This window comes from Agromyces sp. ISL-38, assembly GCF_018613935.1.
GTDB lineage: Bacteria > Actinomycetota > Actinomycetes > Actinomycetales > Microbacteriaceae > Agromyces.
Map to the genome: position 1 here is coordinate 564,790 of NZ_JAGGPF010000010.1, position 18,737 is coordinate 583,526.

Genomic DNA, 18,737 nt, shown 5'->3' on the forward strand with positions numbered 1-18,737 from the left:
GGGGCATGGCCTGGTGCGGGCGGCCTAGAGAGAGCGGCCTAGAGCTCTGCGAGCACCGACACCGGACGCTCGATGCACGCGGCGACGAATGTGAGGAACGCCGCCGCCTCCGCGCCATCGCACACCCGGTGGTCGAATGAGAGCGTGAGCTCGGTGACGCGGCGCACGGCGAGCTCGCCGTCCACGACCCACGGTCGCTCGATGAGCCTGCCGATGCCGATCATCGCCGCCTCTGGATGGTTGATGATCGCCGCCGAACCGTCGACGCCGAGCGTGCCGTAGTTGTTCAGCGTGAAGGTGCCACCCGTGAGCGACGCGGGCGAGAACGCGCCCGTCTCGGCCTCCTCGGTGCGGGAGGCGATGGCGTCGCGCAATTCGCGGAGCGTCATCCGCTCGGCTCCGTGCACCACCGGCACGAGCAGCCCGCGGGGGGTCTGCGCGGCGAGTCCCAGGTTCACGGCCGCGTGGTAGACGATCTCCTCACGAGCGGCGTCGAAGCTCGAGTTGAGAGCCGGATGCTTGCGCAATCCGGCGACGACGAAGCGCGCCACGAGCGCGGTGACCCCGAAGCGTTCACCCGTCGCCTCCTGCAGCTGCCGGCGCGCTGCGAGCAACTCGGTGGCGTCGACGTCCATCCACACGGTCGCCTCGGGGATCTCCCGGCGTGAGCGCGTGAAGTGGGCGGCGGCAGCTCGGCCCATGCGGTCGAGCGGTACGCGGCGATCGCCCTCGGCGGTCGCGACCGGTGCCGGCGCGGACACGGGCGCCTCGCCCGGGGCGCCGGCGGGGGATGCTGTCTGCGTGCCGGCCCGCTCGGAGATGAATGACTCGACATCGCGGCGCACGACGAGATGGTCGGGGCCGGACCCAACGAGCTGGCTCGCATCGAAGCCGTTCTCGCGCGCGATGCGACGTACGATCGGGGAGACGACGGGGGAGCGCCGAGCCGGATCGAGCCGCGCAGGTGCCGGTTGCCGCTGGATCGACGGGCCGCCCGAGGAGCGGCGTCCGAACCGGGACGGCGTGCCCGGAGCCCGCTTCGTGATCGTCGACTCGCGCGTGCCGTACCCGATGAGCACGGCGCCGGAGGCTTCGGACGAGCGTGATGCCGCGGCATCCGTCGCGTCGGCGACCTCGACCACATCGCTCTCCTCCGGCTCCGCGACGGCGACCTCGGCCTGCCCGCCGGCCGGCCCCGCATCGGTGCCGCCCGACAGGGTCATGAGCACGCTCCCCGCGTGCAAGACCTGCCCGACCTCGCCGCCGAGCGCCTCGACGACGCCCGCGTACGGGCTCGGCAGCTGCACGACGGATTTCGCCGATTCGAGCTCTACCACGGGCTGGTCGATCGCCACCTCGTCGCCGGGCTCGACGAGCCACGCGACGATTTCGGCCTCGGTGAGTCCCTCGCCGAGATCGGGCAGGATGAATGAACGGCTCATGCGAGTTCCCACTCCCAGGTCTCGAGCGCGGCGAGCACGCGGTCCGCGGTGGGCAGGTGGTATTCCTCGAGCTTCGGCGACGGATATGGGATGTCGAAGCCCGTGATCCGCAGCACGGGTGCCGCGAGGTGGTAGAAGTTCCGCTCCGTCACGCGCGCGGCGACCTCGGCGCCGAAGCCGCCGAACTGCGCCGCCTCGTGGATGACGGCTGCCCGCGAGGTCTTCCGCACCGAGGCCGACACCGTCTCATCGTCGAACGGGGAGAGGCTGCGAAGGTCGACGACTTCGATCGAGAGCCCTTCCTCAGCTGCTGCATCGGCGGCTTCGAGCGCGGTGCGCACCGTAGGGCCGTAACCGATGAGCGTCACGTCCGACCCCTCTCGCACGACGAGTGCACGGTCCATCGGTGCGGTGGTCACGGGCAGCGCGAGCGGCGCCTTCGCCCAGTAGCGGCTCTTCGGCTCCATGAAGATCACGGGGTCGTCGCTCTCGATCGCCTCCCGGAGCATCGAGTAGGCGTCGGCCGGGTTCGAGGGCATCACGACCGTGAGGCCGGGCGTGGACGCCCAGTACGACTCCGAGGAATCCGAGTGGTGCTCGACGCCCCCGATCGCGCCGGCGCACGGAATGCGCACCACGAGCGGCAGGCTCACCCGCCCCTTCGTGCGATTGCGCATCTTCGCGACGTGCGACACGATCTGCTCGAACGCGGGATAGCTGAACGCGTCGAACTGCATCTCGACGACGGGTCGCATTCCGTAGATCGCCATGCCGATCGCGGTGCCCACGATGCCCGATTCGGCGAGCGGCGAGTCCCAGATGCGTTCGTCGCCGAATCGCTCCTGCAGCCCGTCGGTCACCCGGAACACCCCACCCAGGGGGCCGACGTCCTCGCCGTAGACCACGACGCGATCGTCCTCGGCCATCGCATCGCGGAGCGCGGCATTCAGTGCGCCCGCCATCGTGAGCTCCGTGGGCGCGGATGCCGCGTCGGCGCCGGTTCTCGTCTTCGTCGCGGTCATCGTGGGTTCCTCGCGGCCTCGGCGAGCTCTGCCTCGAGACGGGCTCGCTGTTCGAGCAGGGCGCGCCGCGGGCGGGCGTACACGTGGTCGAACAGCTCGAGCGGATCGAGTTCAGACTCGGTGGTGATGACGTCGCGCGTGTGAGCGGCGAGCGCCTCGGCGGCATCCGTGATCTCGGATCTCGTCGCCTCGGTGAGCGCGCCCTCGGAGACGAGGTACTTCTCGAGTCGCTCGATCGGGTCGCGCCGCTTCCAGTGCTCGACGTCGCGGGCCGGGCGATAGCGGGTCGGGTCGTCGGAGTTCGTGTGCGCCTCGATCCGGTACGTGAGCCCCTCGATGAGCGTCGGGCCACCGCCTGCTCGCGCGCGGTCGACCGCGGCGCGGGTCACGGCGTACATGGCGGCGACGTCGTTGCCGTCGACGTGGAAGCCGGGCATGCCGTAGCCCACCGCCTTGTCGGCGAGCGTTGCCGCGTGCGTCTGCCGCGCGAGCGGGACGCTGATCGCGAATTGGTTGTTCTGCACGATGAACACCGTGGGCGTCTGCCATACCGCGGCGAAGTTGAAGGCCTCATGGGCGTCGCCCTCGCTCGTCGCGCCGTCGCCCAGGAAGGTCAGCGCCACGATCGGGTCGTGACGCAGCCGTGCAGCATGCGCCAAGCCGACGGCGTGCAGCGCCTGGGTCGCGAGGGGCGTCGTCTGCGTGGACGTGCGGTGCGACCGCTGGTCGTAGCCGCTGTGCCAGTCGCCTCGGAAGGATTTCAGGATGTCGCCGGGGTCGATGCCCCGCGTGAGCAATGCGACGCTCTCGCGATAGGTCGGGAAGAGCCAGTCGTCTGCCGAGATCGCGGAGACGGCACCGATCTCGCACGCCTCCTGCCCATACGCAGAAGGATAGGTCGCGAGCCGGCCCTGCTTCGTGAGCGCGGTGACCTGCACGTCGAACCGACGGGCGACCACCATCTTGCGGTACAGGTCGAGGAGGGTCTCGGTGTCGGGCAGGCTGAACCCGCCGGTGGCGGCCCCGGTGACCGCGTGCCCGGCATTGTCGAGCAGCCGGAGCGGCTTCTCGGAGGGAAGGGCTCGACGGGCTGCGTGATGCTCGACATTGAGGCTCATGGAGCCATGGTGCGCCTCTCGTGAGGCCGCCGCATCGCCTTTTCGGCAAGCGTGAACGATCGGCCCGGCGGGCACGAAAGCGGTGCCGCGCGTCCGGTTCGCGCCGCTCAGGCGTGCCAGATGTCCAGGGTCTGCGCGGGCGGATGTCCGTCGAGTTCGGCGAGGATCAGGTGCGATCTCGTCGAGATGACGCCGGGCATGTCGTGGATGTCCCGCAGGATCGCCTGGCTCAATTGCTCGTGGTCGGGAGCGCTGACGGTGAGCATGATGTCGATGTCGCCGGAGACGGCCTGCACCTTCTCGACGAAGGGCAGCGTCGCGAGCTTCGCGGCGATCTCCTCCCACGAGACCTCGCCGATGCGCACGACGACGAGCGCGGAGATGTGCAGGCCGATGGCCTTGCGGTCGATCTGTGCTCCGAAGCCGGTGATGACGCCGCGCTTCAGCAGCAACTGCACCCGATTGTGCGCCGCGGTGCGTGAGATGTGCACGCGCTCGGCGAGGGTTCGCACCGAGAGTCGCCCGTCACGGCTCAACTCGGCGACGATACGCCGATCGATGTTGTCGAGCGCCTCGTTCCGGTGCGGTGGTTGGGTCATCGTCGTCCTCATGCTCAAGCTCAGCGTACCGGCTGCGGCGTCGCGCGCGTCGGAGAGATGCGTGCATCGGGGCCTGGCGGATTCTCCGAGGCAGGAGCGGCCAGACGGTCGCGATCGCGTCGAGCCATCCGTTCGCGACGTGTTCGACCCGAGGGGTCCACCGGAATCCATAGGCTTCCCGCACGTCGGAGGGCAGCAGCGCCGCGGTGATGATGCGCACCGGTGGAAGGAGTGCCGCGGCACCGAATGGCAGGGCGGATGCTCCTGAGAGCAACGACCGGGCCACGGATCGAGCGTCGGCGCCGACCTCGAGCCGTGCGACGCGGTCGACCCACCACGCGTCGAACTCGGCTCGGGAGTCCGGCCAGCCGGCCCGGGCCGACTGCAGGCGGAGGCCGTACGGGGCATAGCCCCGTACGATCGCGTCTCCGGTCGCCGCGTCGAGTGGTCCCCAGAGTCGTTCGTGCAGTTCCAGTGCGACCGCGAGCAGCGTCGATGCGACCCAGCGCTGCGCATCGGCGTCGAATGCGTCGTACTCGGGACCCTCTGCGGACGCACGCCCACGCACCGGCGCATGACGCGCGTTCACCGTGCGCACGGCGGCTTCGGCGAGATCGTCGTCGCCGAAGCCGACTGCATAGACGTAGTCGAGCGTGCCGAGCAGGCGGTCGAGCGGTCGCTCCTGGAAACCGCTGTGACGTGCCACGCCTCGCGCCACACGGGGATCGGCGAGCTGCAGGAGGATCGCGGCCCCGCCACCGAGGAGCAGCACGCCCTCCGCCCCGTGCCGGCGGAAGGCATCGCGTTCATCCTGATGTGGCATCAATACCAGTTGTACGCCTCTGAGTGCGCCCATGCACCGCAGGGTGCGCCATAACGTGCCGCGATGTACGAGAGTCCCCACTCGATCTGCGTCGCGGCGTTGGTGCGCCAGTCGGCGCCCGCGGCGGCCATCTTGCTGCCCGGCAGCGACTGCGGGATGCCGTAGGCACCGCTCGACGCGTTGTAGGCGTCGGCGCGCCAGCCCGATTCGCGCGTCCACAAAAGCACGAGGCAGCGATACTCGCCGTCGCCCCAGCCGTAGCGGGCGATCGCACCGGCCGCGTACGCCTTCGCGGCCGCCGGATCGACGACGATGCCGGGCGGGGGAGCGCCGCCGCCGGTGTTGGATCCGCCGCCGGCGGCGGCTGCCGCTGCGGCTCGTCGCGCGGCTTCTTCGGCCGCCGCCTGTTGGCCGACCTTGAAGCTTCGCTCGAGCTCGACCGTGCGGTCGCGCAAGCTTGCGAGCTGCGCATACAACGTGTCGAGGGCCCCTTGCTGTTCGGCAACGCGCGCAGCGGCGGCCTCGTGCGCGGCGCGGGCCGACTCGGCGGTGGCGGCTGCCTCGAGCGCGAGGCGGGCACGTTCGCGTTCGGCGACCTCGGCTTGTGCGCTGAGGGCCGCCGCGTCCGCTTCGGCGGCGCGCGCTCGATCCACGACCGAGCCGTAGACGTTCGTCAGCTGCGCAGCCCGCGAGAGGCCGATGAGGAGGTCGCGGTCGTCGCCGGTTCCGAACAGGAGACGCAATGTGACATCCGCACCGCCTGATCTCGCGAGCACGGCGCCGACCCGGCCGAGCTGCCGGGCGGTCGATGCGGCTTCGGCTTCGGCGGCGTCCGCGCCCGCGCGCAACGTCGCGGCACGTGCCGAGGCGTCGGTGTGCGCCGCCTCCGCCGTCGCCGCTGCGGCCGCCGAGGCGACGGCGGCATCGCCGAGCCGGCCGGACTCCGCCTCGAGCTCGTCGACGAATGCCGTGATGCGGGTCACCTCGGCTTCGCGCGCCGCGACGTCGCGCTTGGCGGACTCCACTTCCTCCCAGCTCGGATAGTCCTCGGCGAGGGCGGCGACCGGCACCGAGAGCGTCGTCGCGAGCACCACCGCGAGTCCTGCCAGCACACGAATCCCCGTTCGCATCCCCACCCCCCTCGGGCCACGCGATTCTACACAGCGTCGACGGCGCGCTCGTTCGGACACGCAGCGTAAACTCGGGCCGGTGCGAGTGAAGCGAACGGCTGCGCTGCCGCTCCTGGTGACGGCAGTGCTCATCGGGTCGGCCGCGTGCGCCGGTGGTGTGGCGGAACGGTCACCTGAATCGACGACGCCCGCGCCCGCCGCGACGCGGACGCCGATTCCCGTCGATCCGATCGCCGCCTGGGTCGACGAGCGGATGTCGCAGCTCACCCTCGAGCAGAAGTCCGCCGCGTTGCTCATGCTGCATGCGCCCGGGCTCGACCCGGCGCCGCTCCGCGCGCTCATCGAGGACGGCGCATCCGGACTCATCCTGATGGGCGACAACATGCCAGCCACGCCGGCCGAACTCGCCGCGCTGACCACGGCGCTCGAGGTCGACCCCGAAGCCCCGCCGCTCATCGGCATCGACGAGGAGGGCGGTGAGGTGCAGCGGCTCGACTGGGACGACGCGGCGAGCGCTGAAGGCCTGCGCGCCGAGCCGCCCGCGGCGTCGCGCGACGCATTCTCCTCGCGTGCCGGTTACCTCGCCGACAGCGGGATCTCGGCGAACTTCGGCATCGTGGCCGACGTGACGGCCGATCAGGGCTCCTTCATCTTCGGCCGCGTGCTCGGCACCGATCCGGCAGGTTCGGCCGACCGCGTCGCCGCGGCGGTCGCGGGGGAGCGCGGGGTCGTCGCGAGCACACTCAAGCACTTCCCCGGCCACGGCGCCGCACCTGGAGATTCTCATTCGAGCGTTCCGAGTGCACCCCTCACGATCGAGGAGTGGCGCGCAGGACCGGCACTGCCGTTCCAGTCGGGAATCGATGCCGGCGCCGAGATGGTCATGACCGGACACTTGGCATATCCGGCGGTCGATGCCGCCCCGGCCTCGCTTTCCCCGGAGTGGCACCGGATCCTTCGAGACGACCTCGGCTTCGACGGCATCGTCGTCACCGACGACATGCTCATGCTGCAGCACAACGGCTTGCCCGAGTTCGCCGACCCGGGCGAGAACGCCGTTCGAGCCGTTGCGGCGGGTGCCGACCTGTTGCTCTACGTGCTGCCGGCGGATCCCGCTGAGTTCGGCATCTCAGTACCCTCACTCGCCGGATCGATCGCGGCGGCGGTGCAGAGCGGCCGCATCAGCGAGAAGCGCCTCGATGACGCCGTGGCGCGCGTGCTCACCATGCGCCGCGCACTCTCAACCTGAGTCGCAGCTGGGGATCGGGAATAGATCTCAGATTCATGTGTTTGCATGTGTGTGGCCGAACGGCCGCGCGACATCGACCTGGAGAGAGACCGCACTATGACGAGTACCGCCCCGACGATCGAGATCCCCGGCTACAAGGCTGGCACCTGGAAGATCGACACCGCGCACAGCGAGGTCGCCTTCAGCCTCCGCCACCTCATGATCAGCAAGGTGAAGGGCAAGTTCGAGCGCTTCGACGCGACGTTCGTGACCGGTGAGGACCCGCTCGACTCGACCGTGACGGCGTCGGCCGAAGTGGCATCGATCAGCACGAACGACCCGACTCGCGACGGGCACCTGCGCACGGGAGACTTCTTCGACGCCGAGACCTACCCGACGATCGATTTCGTGTCGACGGGAGTTCGCGTCGACGACGGCGACTTCAAGGTGGACGGCGACCTCACGATCCGCGGCGTCACCAAGCCCGTCACGTTCGACTTCGACTTCGGCGGCTTCGGCGGCGACCCCTGGGGCAACTACAAGGGCGGCGCCACGGCGAAGACCGTCATCAACCGCGAGGACTTCGGCCTCACCTACAACGCGGCACTCGAGACCGGTGGCGTGCTCCTCGGCGAAGCCGTGACGATCACCCTCGAGCTCCAGGCCGCGCTCGAGCAGTAGTTCGCGCGATCGAACGGGCGGTCTCGCTGGTCGGGGCCGCCCGTTCGCATGCCGTCACGCTCGTACGGTGATCTCGCCGAGTTCGACTCCCCAGAAGCGGGCCCATTCGCCCAGCGCATGGCGGTAGGCCGATGGTTCGAGCTCGGATGTCGCGTCGAAGCCCGCGAGCGTGACCGCTTGTCGCCCGCGGCCGGGCGTGCGCTTCCACGTGCCCACGACGCGTCCGCTCGAGACGAGTATCGGCTGGAAGACGCCGTTCGAACCCGGAACGACGCTCGTCGCGTGCGCAGGATCGCACACCGCCGTGCGATCCGCGTAGCCGAGGAAGTATTCGTCGAAGGCGGCGAGCGCCAGTCGGCTCCGCCCACGCGGCGTGTCGGAGTCGGCGTCGGCCGGCCATCCGGCGTCGGAAGCGACGAAGCGTTCGTCGTCGAACGGGGTGACGGCGTCGCCTGCGGCGAGGAGGCCGACGCGAGCGTCGCTGAGCGTCAGGCCACTCCACCACGCGAAGTCGCGAACGGTCGCCGGCCCGTGCCCGGTGACGTACGCGACGAACATGGCCGCGAGCGTCTCATCGCGGTCGGTAGGCGGCGCGTTTCCAGGCGCCCACTCGTCGAGCAGCACGAGTCGCTGCCCACGAGCCTCGGTCGGGCCCCAGCAGACCACCGCGTCGTTGGCGAGCCACCAGATGAGGTGGTAGCCGCGTTGCCCGGTCGTCTCGATGCCGGCGGCGTTCCATGCCGCCTGCAGTTCATCGCGCGAGCGGGAGGCGCCGCCCGCGAGCTCGCGCTCGGCGACAGCCCGGGCGGCCCGGTAGACGACATCGTCGAGCTCGAGCTGTCGATGCCGCGTGGCCGCGCGCTGCAATTCGCGTCGGCCGGTGATGGAGAGGATGGGGCGCAGCGACGCTGTGGGCAGCAGATGCAGCGTGCCTCGCATGGGCCAGGACCGCACGATCTCGCGGGAGGCGATCGCCGCATCGACATCGGCGGCGACCGAACCCGGCACTCGCGCCCCGATCACCCACTTCGCGGCGGTGAAGTCCTGCGCCTGCGTGGCGCCGAGCCTGGTGACCGCAGCGGTGACCGACGGCAGGCCGCCGCGGAGCCCGTGAGCGTCGAGCCGGGCGGCGCGAACGCGAGCGTCGGTTGCGAGCTTCGGCATGCGACGAGTCTCTCGCGATCCGGCGACATCCGTCGCCCGCCGTACAGCTGACGTCGATGTTCGGCTGCCCCGGAACGATAGACTGGGAGGCTGTGCCGCTCGGCACGCCATCCCACACCCGTCGCTCCGGAGGATTCCCGTGCTCGCCGTCCATGATCTCGAGATCCGAATCGGCGCACGAGTGCTCATGGAGCACGTCGACTTCCGCATCTCCCCGGGCGACAAGGTCGGCCTCGTCGGCCGAAACGGCGCCGGCAAGACCACCCTCACGAAGACACTCGCCGGCGAGACCCTGCCCACCGGCGGCCGCATCGATCGCGGCGGCGAGATCGGCTACCTCCCGCAAGATCCGCGCTCGGGCGACCCCGAGATGCTCGCCCGCACGCGCATCCTCGACGCCCGCGGACTCGGCTCGCTCGTACTCGGCATGCACGAGGCCTCGATGCAGATGGGCAGCGACGACGCGGCCGTCGCCGAGCGCGCGATGAAGAAGTACGGCAACCTCACCGACCGCTTCACGGCGCTCGGCGGGTATGCGGCCGAGGCCGAGGCCGCCTCGATCGCCTCGAACCTGAACCTGCCCGATCGCATCCTCGACCAGCCCCTCAAGACGCTCTCCGGCGGCCAGCGCCGGCGCATCGAGCTCGCCCGCATCCTCTTCTCCGACGCCGAGACGATGATCCTCGACGAGCCGACGAACCACCTCGACGCCGACTCGGTGGTCTGGCTCCGCGAGTTCCTCAAGGGCTATCGCGGGGGCGTCATCGTCATCAGCCACGACGTCGAGCTCGTCGGCGAGGTCGTGAACCGCGTGTTCTACCTCGACGCCAACCGCTCGATGATCGACGTCTACAACATGGGGTGGAAGCACTACCAGCGCCAGCGCGCCGCCGATGAAGAGCGTCGCAAGAAGGAGCGGGCGAACGCCGAGAAGAAGGCCGGCGTCCTGCAGTTGCAGGCCGCGAAGTTCGGCGCGAAGGCCTCGAAGGCTGCTGCGGCGCACCAGATGGTCGCTCGTGCCGAGAAGCTCCTCGCCGGCCTCGACGAGGTGCGCGCCGTCGATCGCGTGGCGAAGCTGCGCTTCCCGACGCCCGCCCCGTGCGGCCGCACCCCGATCACGGCGAGCGACCTCTCGAAGAGCTACGGCTCGCTCGAGATCTTCACGGCCGTCGACCTCGCGATCGACCGCGGCTCGAAGGTCGTCATCATCGGCTTGAACGGTGCAGGCAAGACGACCCTGCTCCGCATCCTCGCGGGGGTCGACAAGCCCGACACGGGTGTCATCGAGCCCGGCCACGGACTGCGTGTCGGCTACTACGCCCAGGAGCACGAAACCCTCGACGTGCAGCGGAGCGTGCTGCAGAACATGGTGAGCGCATCACCCAACCTCACCGAGACCGAGGCACGCAAGGTGCTCGGCTCGTTCCTCTTCACGGGTGACGACGTGCACAAGCCCGCCGGTGTGCTCTCGGGCGGCGAGAAGACCCGTCTCGCCCTCGCCATGATCGTCGTCTCGGGGGCGAACGTGCTGCTCCTCGACGAGCCGACGAACAACCTCGACCCCGCGAGCCGCGCCGAGATCCTCGACGCGCTCGCCCACTACGAGGGATCCGTAGTGCTCGTGAGCCACGACCCGGGCGCGGTCGAAGCACTGAACCCCGAGCGCGTGCTCATCATGCCCGACGGCACGGAAGACCACTGGAGCAGTGAGTACCAGGAGCTCATCGAGCTGGCTTGAGTCCGCGTGGCGCGAAGCGACGCGCGTCTCAAGCAAAGGCGGAGCAGGAGCGGTCGAGGCGCGCCAGCGTCGCGAAGCGCACTCGGCAGACTCGGCTGCGAGACTCTTGCCCGCAGCCCACTATCGCCGATCGAGAATCTCGTCCTCGACGTCGGCGTCGCCACGCTCGCGCTTCGGCCTGCGCGGCGGAGGCGGTGCGGCATCCGGTCCCGCTGCGAGCTCGGCGAGCGCCCTGCGCTCCTGATTCGCGGCCCACCCGAGTCCGATGAACCCGAGCAGGGCGAAGACGAACCACTGCAGCGCATACGACAGGTGCGGCCCCTCGTCGCGCACCGGGCGCGCGGCGGCGAGCGGCGGTTCATCGCTCTCCGCGCGCGATTGCACGAGCACGCCGTACGCACCGGTGTAGGTCGGCTCGTCGATGCGAGCAGCAAGCTCATCGAGGTCGATCGTCGCGAGCTCGATGCCCGTCGAGGTGCGACCGGCGATGCGGCCCTCACCGGCCTTCAACCTCGCGGTGATCTCGACCTGGCCGTCGGGCGGGGGCGGAACCTCGCTCGGGCGCCCATTGGGAGCTTGCGCGATCCACCCGCGATCCACCATGAAGACGAGCCCGTCATCGAGTCGGAACGGGGTGATCACCTCGAAGCCCGAGTTGCCCTCGAACGGGCGGTTGCGCACGACGACCTCCTCTTCGACGAGGTAGCGGCCCGAGAGCTCGACAACTTGCCAGCGCTGGTCGGCGTCGAACGCGGCCGGGTCGGGCAGGGCCTCGGCGAGCGGCACGGGGTCGGCGTCGTAGTTGGCGTCGATCCTCGCCACCTCGGCGAGCGCCTCGGCGCGGCGGTTCAGCTGCCACGTGCCGAGCGCCGAGCAGGCCACCGCGAAGACCACGGTGAGGGCCAGGTACCCGGCCCAGCGCGGCGAGCGGAGGAACGACCAGGAACTCACGAGTCACTCCTCGTCGCGGCATTCGGAGCCGAATCGATCTCGACGCTGGTTTCGGATGCCTCGAATGGCCCCACCTCGACCGGGAACGAGCGCGCCTCGAGGAAGTCGCGCAGGTACCCGACGTGCTCCTCGCACGCGAGCCACGTCTTCGAACGGTCACCCGTGTGGATGCGTGGGTTGCGCCATTCGATGCGCCATGTGGCCGCTTCGCGGCACCCTGCACGTGAGCAGGTGGCCTTCGCGAGTTCGCCGCCCGGGCCGCCGAGGCCGCCGAGGCCGCCGATCATCGGCCGTCCCGCTCGGCGTCGGGTTCGTCGTTCGCCTCGGGTGCATCGACGGTCGGCGCCTCAGTCGTCGTCGGCGTCTCCGCTGTCGGCGGCGCGTCGGCCGTGCCGGGAACCGCGTTCGGGGGAGTCGTCGGCAGGATATTTCCCGGGCGGAGCACTTCCGGTGCGCGGGTCGGACCGCCCACGTTGGCGAGCACGACCGCGATGTACGGCAGGAAGATCGCCCCCGCTGCGAACACCACGAGCCACCAGCCCTGCGCGAAGAGCATCGCGAAGATGCAGAGCACACGGATCGACATCGCGATCGTGTATTTGATCATGCGCGAGCGCCGCTCCGCTTCGGGCGAGGGCGGGAGCGAGGTGATCGACTGCTGCTTCATAATGCTCGCCGTTGGTCACTCGGCGCTCCTCCTACTCAAGCCTACGTCCGCTGCGCCCGGGCGGATGCCGGAATGGACAGCCGTATGCTGGGACGGGCCGATCGGCCGCACGCACAGAAACGGAGTCCAGCAATGACGACGAGCCGCACCGTCCTCGTGACCGGGGGCAATCGGGGCATCGGGTTCGCGATCGCCGGCGAGTTCCTCGCACAAGGCCATCGTGTCGCCGTCACGGCGCGCTCTGGGGAGGGCCCCGAGGGGTCGCTCACGGTGCGGGCGGATGTCACGGATGCGGCGTCGATCGACCGGGCGTTCTCCGAGGTCGAGGCGGCGCTCGGTCCCGTCGAGGTTGTCGTGGCGAACGCCGGCATCACCCGCGACACGCTCCTGTTGCGCATGAGCGACGACGAGTTCACGAGTGTCATCGACACCAACCTCTCGGGCGCGTTCCGTGTCGTCAAGCGCGCATCGAAGGGCATGCTGAAGGCCCGCTTCGGCCGAATCGTGCTCATCTCGAGCGTCGTCGGCCTCTACGGCTCGGCTGGCCAGGTCAACTACTCCGCGTCGAAGGCGGGTCTCGTGGGCATGGCCCGGTCGCTCACGCGCGAGCTCGGCGCCCGCAACATCACGGCGAATGTCGTCGCGCCCGGCTTCATCGAGACCGACATGACCGACGAACTGCCCGAAGCACAGCAGGCCGAGTACAAGAAGAGCATCCCGCTCGGCCGGTTCGCCTCGCCCGCCGAAGTGGCCAAGGTCGTCGCCTGGCTGACCGGCGACGACGCCGGGTACATCTCGGGCGCGGTCATCCCGGTCGACGGCGGTCTCGGCATGGGGCACTAGGACCCCGCGGGGCTAGGACCCCGCGGGGGGCTCTATCCCCGAAGTCCGAGGAGTGCGAGGACGCCCGAGAGATCGGGCCGGTCGATCGCGACGTGCGCGTGTTCGCGCACGATCGGCTTCGCGCAGAACGCCACGCCGAGCGCCGCGCGCCCGAGCATGAGCAGGTCGTTGGCGCCGTCGCCCACGGCGACGGTGCGTTTCAGTGGGATGCCGCTGGCCGCCGCCCATTCATCGAGTGCCGCGGCTTTGCCATGAGCGTCGATGATCGGGCCGTCGACTCGCCCGGTGAGCCGATCGCCGTCGACCTCGAGCCGATTGGCCCGGCAGAAGTCGAGGCCGAGGCTTTCGGCGAGCGGGTCGAGCAACTCATGGAAACCGCCCGACACCACGCCGATGCGCCCGCCGGCGGCGTGCACGCCGGCGATGAGCTCACCGAGGCCCGGCGTCGGCGTCATCCGCTCGCGTGCCTCGGCGAGTACTGCGACATCGAGCCCCGCGAGGGTCGCGACGCGTTCCCGCAGACTCGCGGCGAAGTCGAGCTCGCCCCGCATCGCCCGCTCGGTGACGAGCGCCACATGCGCGAGGCTGCCAGCGGCTTCGGCGAGCAGCTCGATCGCCTCCTCACGGATGAGCGTGGAGTCGGCGTCGAGCACGACGAGCGGGCCGCTCGCGCGGCCCGGGGCGCCATCCGTCACGCGAGGGCCCGGACCCTGGAGCCCTTGCCGACCACCGTGATGCCCGTGTCGGTCACGATGAAGCCGCGCGCGAGGTCGTCGGCGCGATCGACACCGATGCGTGCACCGGCTTCGACCACGACCTCCTTGTCGAGGATCGCCCGTTGCACGGTCGCACCGGCCTCGATGCGCGCCCGGTCGAACAGGATGGAGTCGGCGACGTGCGCGCCGGAACCGACGATCGCCCATGGGCCGAGCACGCTGCGCTCGACGTGCGCACCCGAGATGACCGAGCCGAGCGAGACGATCGAGTCGATCACCGTGCCGAGCGAGCCTCGCGCGTCGCGGGTGAACTTCGCGGGCGGGGAGTTCAGCTGCTGGCTGAAGATGGGCCACTCGCGGTTGTACAGGTTGAACACCGGCAGCACGGAGATGAGGTCTTGGTGCGCCTCGAAGAACGAGTCGATCGTGCCGACGTCGCGCCAGTAGTAGCGGTCGCGGTCGGTCGAACCCGGCACGACGTTGTTCCGCAGGTCGTACACTCCCGCATTGCCCTGGGCCACGAACGCGGGGATGATGTCGCCGCCCATGTCGTGACTCGAATCGGCGCGTTCGCCGTCGCGCAACACGGCATCGATGAGCGCGTCGGCGTTGAACACGTAATTGCCCATCGAGGCGAGCACTTCGTGCGGCGCATCCGCGAGGCCCACCGGGTCGGTCGGCTTCTCGAGGAACCGGCTGATGTGGTTGGGGCGCGCGGGATCGACCTCGATGACGCCGAACTGGTCGGCGAGCGAGATCGGCTGCCGGATCGCCGCGACGGTCGCGTCGACGCCCGACTCGATGTGCGCGTCGATCATCTGGCTGAAGTCCATGCGGTACACGTGATCGGCGCCGACGACGGCGATGATGTCGGGCTGCTCGTCGTAGATGAGGTTGAGGCTCTGCAGGATCGCGTCGGCAGAGCCCGAGAACCAGCGCTTGCCGAGCCGCTGCTGCGCCGGCACCGACGCGACGTACGAGTTCAGCAGCCCGTTCATGCGCCAGGTCTGCGAGACATGCCGGTCGAGACTGTGGGATTTGTACTGGGTGAGCACGACGATCTGCCGTAACCCGGAGTTCAGCAGATTGGAGAGTGCGAAATCGATGAGCCGATACTGGCCGCCGAACGGAACGGCGGGCTTCGCGCGGTCCTCGGTCAGGGGCATGAGTCGCTTGCCCTCGCCGCCGGCGAGGACGATGCCGAATACTTTGCGCGTCACCATGCCCCCCAGCGTAGCCAGAGCGAGGCATCGATGGGCACCGAAGTCGGAGCATGACGGATGCCGCTGCGCTACCGTTGCACCATGCGCGTCGACCTGCTCACCCGCGAATACCCACCCGAGGTCTATGGAGGAGCCGGCGTGCACGTCGCCGAGCTCGTGCGTGCCCTGCGCCGCGACCTCGAGGTCGTCGTGCGCTGTTTCGGCGCACCACGCGACGAGGCCGGCACCTTCGGCTACCCGGCACCCGCCGAGTTCGCCGCGGCGAACCAGGCGCTCGGCACGATGGGGGTCGACCTCCTGATGGCGAGCGACGCCGCCGGGGCGGACCTCGTGCACTCGCACACCTGGTACGCGAACTTCGCCGGGTTTACGGCGAAGCGACTGCACGGCGTGCCGCACGTCGTGACGGCGCACAGCCTCGAGCCGCTTCGTCCGTGGAAGGCGGAACAACTCGGCGGTGGCTATCGGGTCTCGTCCTGGGTCGAGCGAACGGCGTTCGAGGATGCCGACGCGGTCATCGCCGTGAGCGAGGGGATGCGACGCGACATCCTGCGCGCCTACCCGTCGATCGACCCCGATCGGGTCGAAGTGGTCTACAACGGCATCGACCTCGACGACTGGCGGCCGCTCGACGATCCCGAGACGGTGCGCGCGCTCGGTGTCGACCCCGACCGTCCGGCGGTGATCTTCGTGGGCCGGATCACCCGCCAGAAGGGGCTGCCGTACCTGCTCCGTGCCGCGCGGCTGCTGCCCGACGACGTGCAGCTCGTGCTGTGCGCGGGCGCTCCCGACACCGAAGAGATCATGGCCGAGGTCACTGCGCTCGTGGAGGCGCTGCGCGCCGAGCGGAGCGGCGTCGTCTGGATCGATCGGCACCTGCCGCGTGCCGAGCTCACCGCGCTGCTCACGGCCGCGACGGTGTTCGTCTGCCCGTCGGTGTACGAGCCGCTCGGCATCGTGAACCTCGAGGCGATGGCGTGCGGGGCACCCGTGGTCGGCACGGCGACCGGCGGCATTCCCGAAGTCGTCGACGACGGCGTCACCGGCGTGCTCGTGCCGATCGAGCAGGCCGACGACGGCACCGGCACGCCCCTCGATCCCGATCGCTTCGTCGCAGACCTCGCCGCTGCACTCAGCCGTGTCGTCGCCGACCCGGCGCGTGCGCGGGCCATGGGCGAGGCGGGCCGGCTGCGCGCCGAGGCGCGATTCGCCTGGGATGCCATCGCAGCACGCACTCGCGAGGTGTATGCGGCCGTTCTGGCACGATAGCCCGTCGGCGGAGCGCGTGCGCGTCAGGAGCCCACTCGGTGCCCGATAGCATTGGAGCCATGGCGAGCACGGTTCTGCAGTTCCGCGATGTGTCGGTGGTCCGCGACGGCAATTCGATTCTCGATGGGGTGACGTGGAGCGTCGACTCCGACGAGCGCTGGGTGATCCTCGGACCGAACGGCGCAGGCAAGACGACGTTGCTGCAGATCGCGGCGGCTGCGATGCATCCCTCCAAGGGCACTGCGCACGTGCTGGAGGAATCCCTCGGCAAGGTCGACGTGTTCGAGCTCCGGCCGATGATCGGCTTCGCGTCCACCGCGATGGCGCGGAAGATCCCGCGCAACGAGACCGTGCTCGATGTCGTGCTCACCGCCGCCTATTCGGTCACCGGTCGCTGGAACGAGGAGTACGAGGAGATCGACCTCCGCCGCGCCCAGCGCGTGCTCAAGGAGTGGGGCCTCGAGGGCTTCGCCGAGCGCCGCTTCGGCAGTCTCTCCGATGGCGAGCAGAAGCGCGTGCAGATCGCGCGCTCGGTCATGACCGACCCCGAGCTCCTGCTCCTCGACGAACCGGCCGCAAGCCTCGACCTCGGTGCTCGTGAGGAACTCGTCGGGCTCCTCGGCGGGTACGCCTCCTCGCCCGCGTCGCCGGCGATCATCATGGTCACCCACCACGTCGAGGAGATCCCTCCGGGGTTCACGCACGCCATGCTGCTCGCGCACGGCGCCGTCGTCGCGGCCGGCCCGATCGCCGAGTCGCTCACGTCCGAGGCCTTGACCGAGACGTTCGGCCTCCAGATCGACCTCACCGAGGCCGAGGGGCGTTTCGCCGCTCGCGCCGCCTGACCTGCAATCACGTCGGTTCTGCTAGGATCGATAGCTGGCCCGTGGGCCGACAGCTTTCCTGCCCGTGTGGCAGGTGCGAAACCACCGTTCGAACACTCCGCCATCTGAACTCCAAGGAAGTCTCCATGAAGACCGACATCCACCCCGACTACGCCGCCGTCGTCTTCCGCGACCTCGCCTCGGGTGCCACGTTCCTCACCCGTTCGACGGTCTCGAGCGACAAGACGATCGAGCTCGATGGCGTCACCTACCCGGTGATCGACGTCGAGATCTCGTCGGAGTCGCACCCGTTCTACACGGGCAAGCAGCGCATCATGGACTCGGCCGGCCGCGTCGAGAAGTTCAACAAGCGCTTCAAGGGCTTCGGCCAGTAAGAGCCGATACGAAAGGCGGGCGACCGAGGTCGCCCGCCTTTCGTCGTGCCTGAGAGCGATTCCGCTTCGAGCAATGGCCGTGCCCTTCCGAGTCGAGCCCAGCCGACGGATGCCGCGTTTTGCAGCCCTGCTCAGCGCACCGGCCACTCGCCCGACGTGATGAATTCGGGACTGCCGTTCGCGCGGCGCCACGCCTGGTAGTTCTCGGCCTGCTCGCGGCTCCAGTCGACCTGCCGGGCGTGCAGTGCTGCGACGGCGGTCGTGGCCAGCTCGGGGAAGGCGCGGGCGATCGCCTGGGCGACCCGGCCGGCGGCCACGGCATCGGCGCCGGCGTCGTGGGCGTCGACGAGGGAGACACCGTAGTGCGCTGCGGTCGCGGAGAGGGTGCGCTTGCCGCGGCGGTACCGGTCGACGGCCTTGTCGATGACGAGGGGGTCGACGACGGCGCCCGGCGCCGGCAGCGCGGTGAGGCCGTACCGCAGCGCCTCGCGATCGAGCAGGGTCAGGTCGTAGGCGGCGTTGTAGGCGACGATTGGCAGGCCGCGACTCGCGACCTCGGTGAGGGCCGCGATGATCTCGGCGATGGCGGCCGGCGGCGTCTGCCCCTCGAGGCGCGCACGCTCGGTGGTGACACCGTGGATGATCGATGCCGCCATCGGGATCTCGACGCCGGGGTCGACGATCCAGTCGCGCTGCTCGATCACCTCGCCGTCGCGCCCGAGCACGCCGACGTACGCGGTGACGATGCGACTCGTCTCGACGTCGATGCCGGTGGTCTCGAGGTCGAAGACGGCCAGCGTGTCGGCCCAGGGAGCTGCGGTCGTGTCATCCATGTCGTCAGGCTAGGGGTGGCCACCGTCAACAGCGGGGGAGCCCCCCGCGTGTCCGCAGCATCCGTTGTGGA

20 protein-coding genes are annotated in these 18,737 nt (G+C 69.8%); 7 read left to right on the plus strand and 13 right to left on the minus strand.

Annotation, left to right across the window (positions count from 1 at the left end):
• Window positions 1-38: 38 nt before the first annotated feature.
• The 6 genes from J7E25_RS12870 to J7E25_RS12895 form a co-directional block, all read right to left on the minus strand.
• Complete coding sequence (locus J7E25_RS12870) at window positions 39-1,442, minus strand: dihydrolipoamide acetyltransferase family protein (protein WP_214870509.1); 1,404 nt, start codon at window positions 1,440-1,442, stop codon at window positions 39-41.
• The gene (locus tag J7E25_RS12875) at window positions 1,439-2,464 is read right to left on the minus strand and encodes an alpha-ketoacid dehydrogenase subunit beta (protein ID WP_214870510.1); all 1,026 of its coding nucleotides are present in this window, start codon (window positions 2,462-2,464) and stop codon (window positions 1,439-1,441) included. The genes J7E25_RS12870 and J7E25_RS12875 overlap by 4 nt, the downstream gene beginning before the upstream one ends.
• Window positions 2,461-3,582, minus strand: a complete 1,122-nt coding sequence (pdhA, locus tag J7E25_RS12880; RefSeq protein ID WP_214870511.1) for a pyruvate dehydrogenase (acetyl-transferring) E1 component subunit alpha — start codon at window positions 3,580-3,582, stop codon at window positions 2,461-2,463. The genes J7E25_RS12875 and pdhA overlap by 4 nt, the downstream gene beginning before the upstream one ends.
• A gap of 107 nt (window positions 3,583-3,689) precedes the next feature.
• Window positions 3,690-4,181: an Lrp/AsnC family transcriptional regulator gene (locus tag J7E25_RS12885; protein WP_214870512.1), complete on the minus strand. Its 492-nt coding sequence runs from the start codon at window positions 4,179-4,181 to the stop codon at window positions 3,690-3,692.
• Window positions 4,108-5,004 carry an oxygenase MpaB family protein gene (locus J7E25_RS12890; protein WP_214870513.1) on the minus strand — a complete coding sequence of 299 codons (897 nt, stop codon included), beginning with the start codon at window positions 5,002-5,004 and terminating at the stop codon, window positions 4,108-4,110. The genes J7E25_RS12885 and J7E25_RS12890 overlap by 74 nt, the downstream gene beginning before the upstream one ends.
• Window positions 5,004-6,134: a hypothetical protein gene (locus J7E25_RS12895; protein WP_214870514.1), complete on the minus strand. Its 1,131-nt coding sequence runs from the start codon at window positions 6,132-6,134 to the stop codon at window positions 5,004-5,006. Before J7E25_RS12895 ends, J7E25_RS12890 begins: the two co-directional genes overlap by 1 nt.
• A gap of 79 nt (window positions 6,135-6,213) precedes the next feature.
• Between J7E25_RS12895 and J7E25_RS12900 the strand changes: the two genes are divergently transcribed.
• Both J7E25_RS12900 and J7E25_RS12905 read left to right on the plus strand, forming a co-directional pair.
• The gene (locus J7E25_RS12900; protein WP_214870515.1) at window positions 6,214-7,383 is read left to right on the plus strand and encodes a glycoside hydrolase family 3 N-terminal domain-containing protein; all 1,170 of its coding nucleotides are present in this window, start codon (window positions 6,214-6,216) and stop codon (window positions 7,381-7,383) included.
• Window positions 7,384-7,479: 96 nt separating this feature from the next.
• The gene (locus J7E25_RS12905) at window positions 7,480-8,043 is read left to right on the plus strand and encodes a YceI family protein (protein WP_214870516.1); all 564 of its coding nucleotides are present in this window, start codon (window positions 7,480-7,482) and stop codon (window positions 8,041-8,043) included.
• A gap of 54 nt (window positions 8,044-8,097) precedes the next feature.
• On the opposite strand, the gene J7E25_RS12910 is transcribed toward J7E25_RS12905, so the two are convergent.
• Complete coding sequence (locus J7E25_RS12910; RefSeq protein WP_214870517.1) at window positions 8,098-9,207, minus strand: winged helix DNA-binding domain-containing protein; 1,110 nt, start codon at window positions 9,205-9,207, stop codon at window positions 8,098-8,100.
• Between the two features lie 139 nt (window positions 9,208-9,346).
• Between J7E25_RS12910 and J7E25_RS12915 the strand changes: the two genes are divergently transcribed.
• On the plus strand, window positions 9,347-10,945 hold the full coding sequence (locus J7E25_RS12915; RefSeq protein WP_214870518.1) for an ABC-F family ATP-binding cassette domain-containing protein: 1,599 nt from the start codon (window positions 9,347-9,349) through the stop codon (window positions 10,943-10,945).
• Between the two features lie 120 nt (window positions 10,946-11,065).
• On the opposite strand, the gene J7E25_RS12920 is transcribed toward J7E25_RS12915, so the two are convergent.
• The 3 genes from J7E25_RS12920 to J7E25_RS12930 are packed head-to-tail and all read right to left on the minus strand — an operon-like array spanning window position 11,066 to window position 12,563.
• A complete protein-coding gene (locus J7E25_RS12920) occupies window positions 11,066-11,896 on the minus strand; it encodes an SURF1 family protein (protein ID WP_214870519.1) in 831 nt (276 codons plus the stop codon).
• Window positions 11,893-12,183 (minus strand): hypothetical protein, encoded by a 291-nt coding sequence (locus tag J7E25_RS12925; RefSeq protein WP_215004729.1) that lies wholly within the window; start codon window positions 12,181-12,183, stop codon window positions 11,893-11,895. The genes J7E25_RS12920 and J7E25_RS12925 overlap by 4 nt, the downstream gene beginning before the upstream one ends.
• The gene (locus J7E25_RS12930; protein ID WP_214870520.1) at window positions 12,180-12,563 is read right to left on the minus strand and encodes a DUF3099 domain-containing protein; all 384 of its coding nucleotides are present in this window, start codon (window positions 12,561-12,563) and stop codon (window positions 12,180-12,182) included. The genes J7E25_RS12925 and J7E25_RS12930 overlap by 4 nt, the downstream gene beginning before the upstream one ends.
• Before the next feature lie 132 nt (window positions 12,564-12,695).
• On the opposite strand from J7E25_RS12930, the gene J7E25_RS12935 reads away from it, so the two are divergent.
• Window positions 12,696-13,406 carry a beta-ketoacyl-ACP reductase gene (locus J7E25_RS12935; protein ID WP_214870521.1) on the plus strand — a complete coding sequence of 237 codons (711 nt, stop codon included), beginning with the start codon at window positions 12,696-12,698 and terminating at the stop codon, window positions 13,404-13,406.
• A gap of 32 nt (window positions 13,407-13,438) precedes the next feature.
• Here the strand turns inward: J7E25_RS12935 and serB are convergent, their stop codons facing one another.
• Window positions 13,439-14,101 carry a phosphoserine phosphatase SerB gene (gene serB / locus J7E25_RS12940; protein WP_215004726.1) on the minus strand — a complete coding sequence of 221 codons (663 nt, stop codon included), beginning with the start codon at window positions 14,099-14,101 and terminating at the stop codon, window positions 13,439-13,441.
• Complete coding sequence (locus J7E25_RS12945) at window positions 14,098-15,345, minus strand: glucose-1-phosphate adenylyltransferase (RefSeq protein ID WP_214870522.1); 1,248 nt, start codon at window positions 15,343-15,345, stop codon at window positions 14,098-14,100. The genes serB and J7E25_RS12945 overlap by 4 nt, the downstream gene beginning before the upstream one ends.
• An 81-nt stretch (window positions 15,346-15,426) precedes the next feature.
• On the opposite strand from J7E25_RS12945, the gene glgA reads away from it, so the two are divergent.
• The 3 genes from glgA (at window position 15,427) to J7E25_RS12960 (ending at window position 17,833) form a co-directional block, all read left to right on the plus strand.
• Complete coding sequence (glgA, locus tag J7E25_RS12950) at window positions 15,427-16,614, plus strand: glycogen synthase (RefSeq protein ID WP_214870523.1); 1,188 nt, start codon at window positions 15,427-15,429, stop codon at window positions 16,612-16,614.
• A gap of 59 nt (window positions 16,615-16,673) precedes the next feature.
• Complete coding sequence (locus J7E25_RS12955) at window positions 16,674-17,459, plus strand: ABC transporter ATP-binding protein (RefSeq protein WP_214870524.1); 786 nt, start codon at window positions 16,674-16,676, stop codon at window positions 17,457-17,459.
• A 125-nt stretch (window positions 17,460-17,584) separates the two neighbouring features.
• A complete protein-coding gene (locus J7E25_RS12960; RefSeq protein ID WP_129520626.1) occupies window positions 17,585-17,833 on the plus strand; it encodes a type B 50S ribosomal protein L31 in 249 nt (82 codons plus the stop codon).
• A gap of 131 nt (window positions 17,834-17,964) precedes the next feature.
• On the opposite strand, the gene J7E25_RS12965 is transcribed toward J7E25_RS12960, so the two are convergent.
• Window positions 17,965-18,666: an exonuclease domain-containing protein gene (locus J7E25_RS12965; RefSeq protein WP_214870525.1), complete on the minus strand. Its 702-nt coding sequence runs from the start codon at window positions 18,664-18,666 to the stop codon at window positions 17,965-17,967.
• Window positions 18,667-18,737: the final 71 nt, after the last annotated feature.

Coding starts and splice junctions, on each gene's coding strand:
- J7E25_RS12870 (WP_214870509.1), bottom strand. CDS start 1,442: ATGAGCCGTTCATTCATCCTGCCCGATCTCGGCGAGGGACTCACCGAG.
- J7E25_RS12875 (WP_214870510.1), bottom strand. CDS start 2,464: ATGACCGCGACGAAGACGAGAACCGGCGCCGACGCGGCATCCGCGCCC.
- pdhA (WP_214870511.1), bottom strand. CDS start 3,582: ATGAGCCTCAATGTCGAGCATCACGCAGCCCGTCGAGCCCTTCCCTCC.
- J7E25_RS12885 (WP_214870512.1), bottom strand. CDS start 4,181: ATGACCCAACCACCGCACCGGAACGAGGCGCTCGACAACATCGATCGG.
- J7E25_RS12890 (WP_214870513.1), bottom strand. CDS start 5,004: ATGCCACATCAGGATGAACGCGATGCCTTCCGCCGGCACGGGGCGGAG.
- J7E25_RS12895 (WP_214870514.1), bottom strand. CDS start 6,134: ATGCGAACGGGGATTCGTGTGCTGGCAGGACTCGCGGTGGTGCTCGCG.
- J7E25_RS12905 (WP_214870516.1), top strand. CDS start 7,480: ATGACGAGTACCGCCCCGACGATCGAGATCCCCGGCTACAAGGCTGGC.
- J7E25_RS12910 (WP_214870517.1), bottom strand. CDS start 9,207: ATGCCGAAGCTCGCAACCGACGCTCGCGTTCGCGCCGCCCGGCTCGAC.
- J7E25_RS12925 (WP_215004729.1), bottom strand. CDS start 12,183: ATGATCGGCGGCCTCGGCGGCCTCGGCGGCCCGGGCGGCGAACTCGCG.
- J7E25_RS12930 (WP_214870520.1), bottom strand. CDS start 12,563: ATGAAGCAGCAGTCGATCACCTCGCTCCCGCCCTCGCCCGAAGCGGAG.
- J7E25_RS12935 (WP_214870521.1), top strand. CDS start 12,696: ATGACGACGAGCCGCACCGTCCTCGTGACCGGGGGCAATCGGGGCATC.
- J7E25_RS12945 (WP_214870522.1), bottom strand. CDS start 15,345: ATGGTGACGCGCAAAGTATTCGGCATCGTCCTCGCCGGCGGCGAGGGC.
- glgA (WP_214870523.1), top strand. CDS start 15,427: ATGCGCGTCGACCTGCTCACCCGCGAATACCCACCCGAGGTCTATGGA.
- J7E25_RS12955 (WP_214870524.1), top strand. CDS start 16,674: ATGGCGAGCACGGTTCTGCAGTTCCGCGATGTGTCGGTGGTCCGCGAC.
- J7E25_RS12960 (WP_129520626.1), top strand. CDS start 17,585: ATGAAGACCGACATCCACCCCGACTACGCCGCCGTCGTCTTCCGCGAC.
- J7E25_RS12965 (WP_214870525.1), bottom strand. CDS start 18,666: ATGGATGACACGACCGCAGCTCCCTGGGCCGACACGCTGGCCGTCTTC.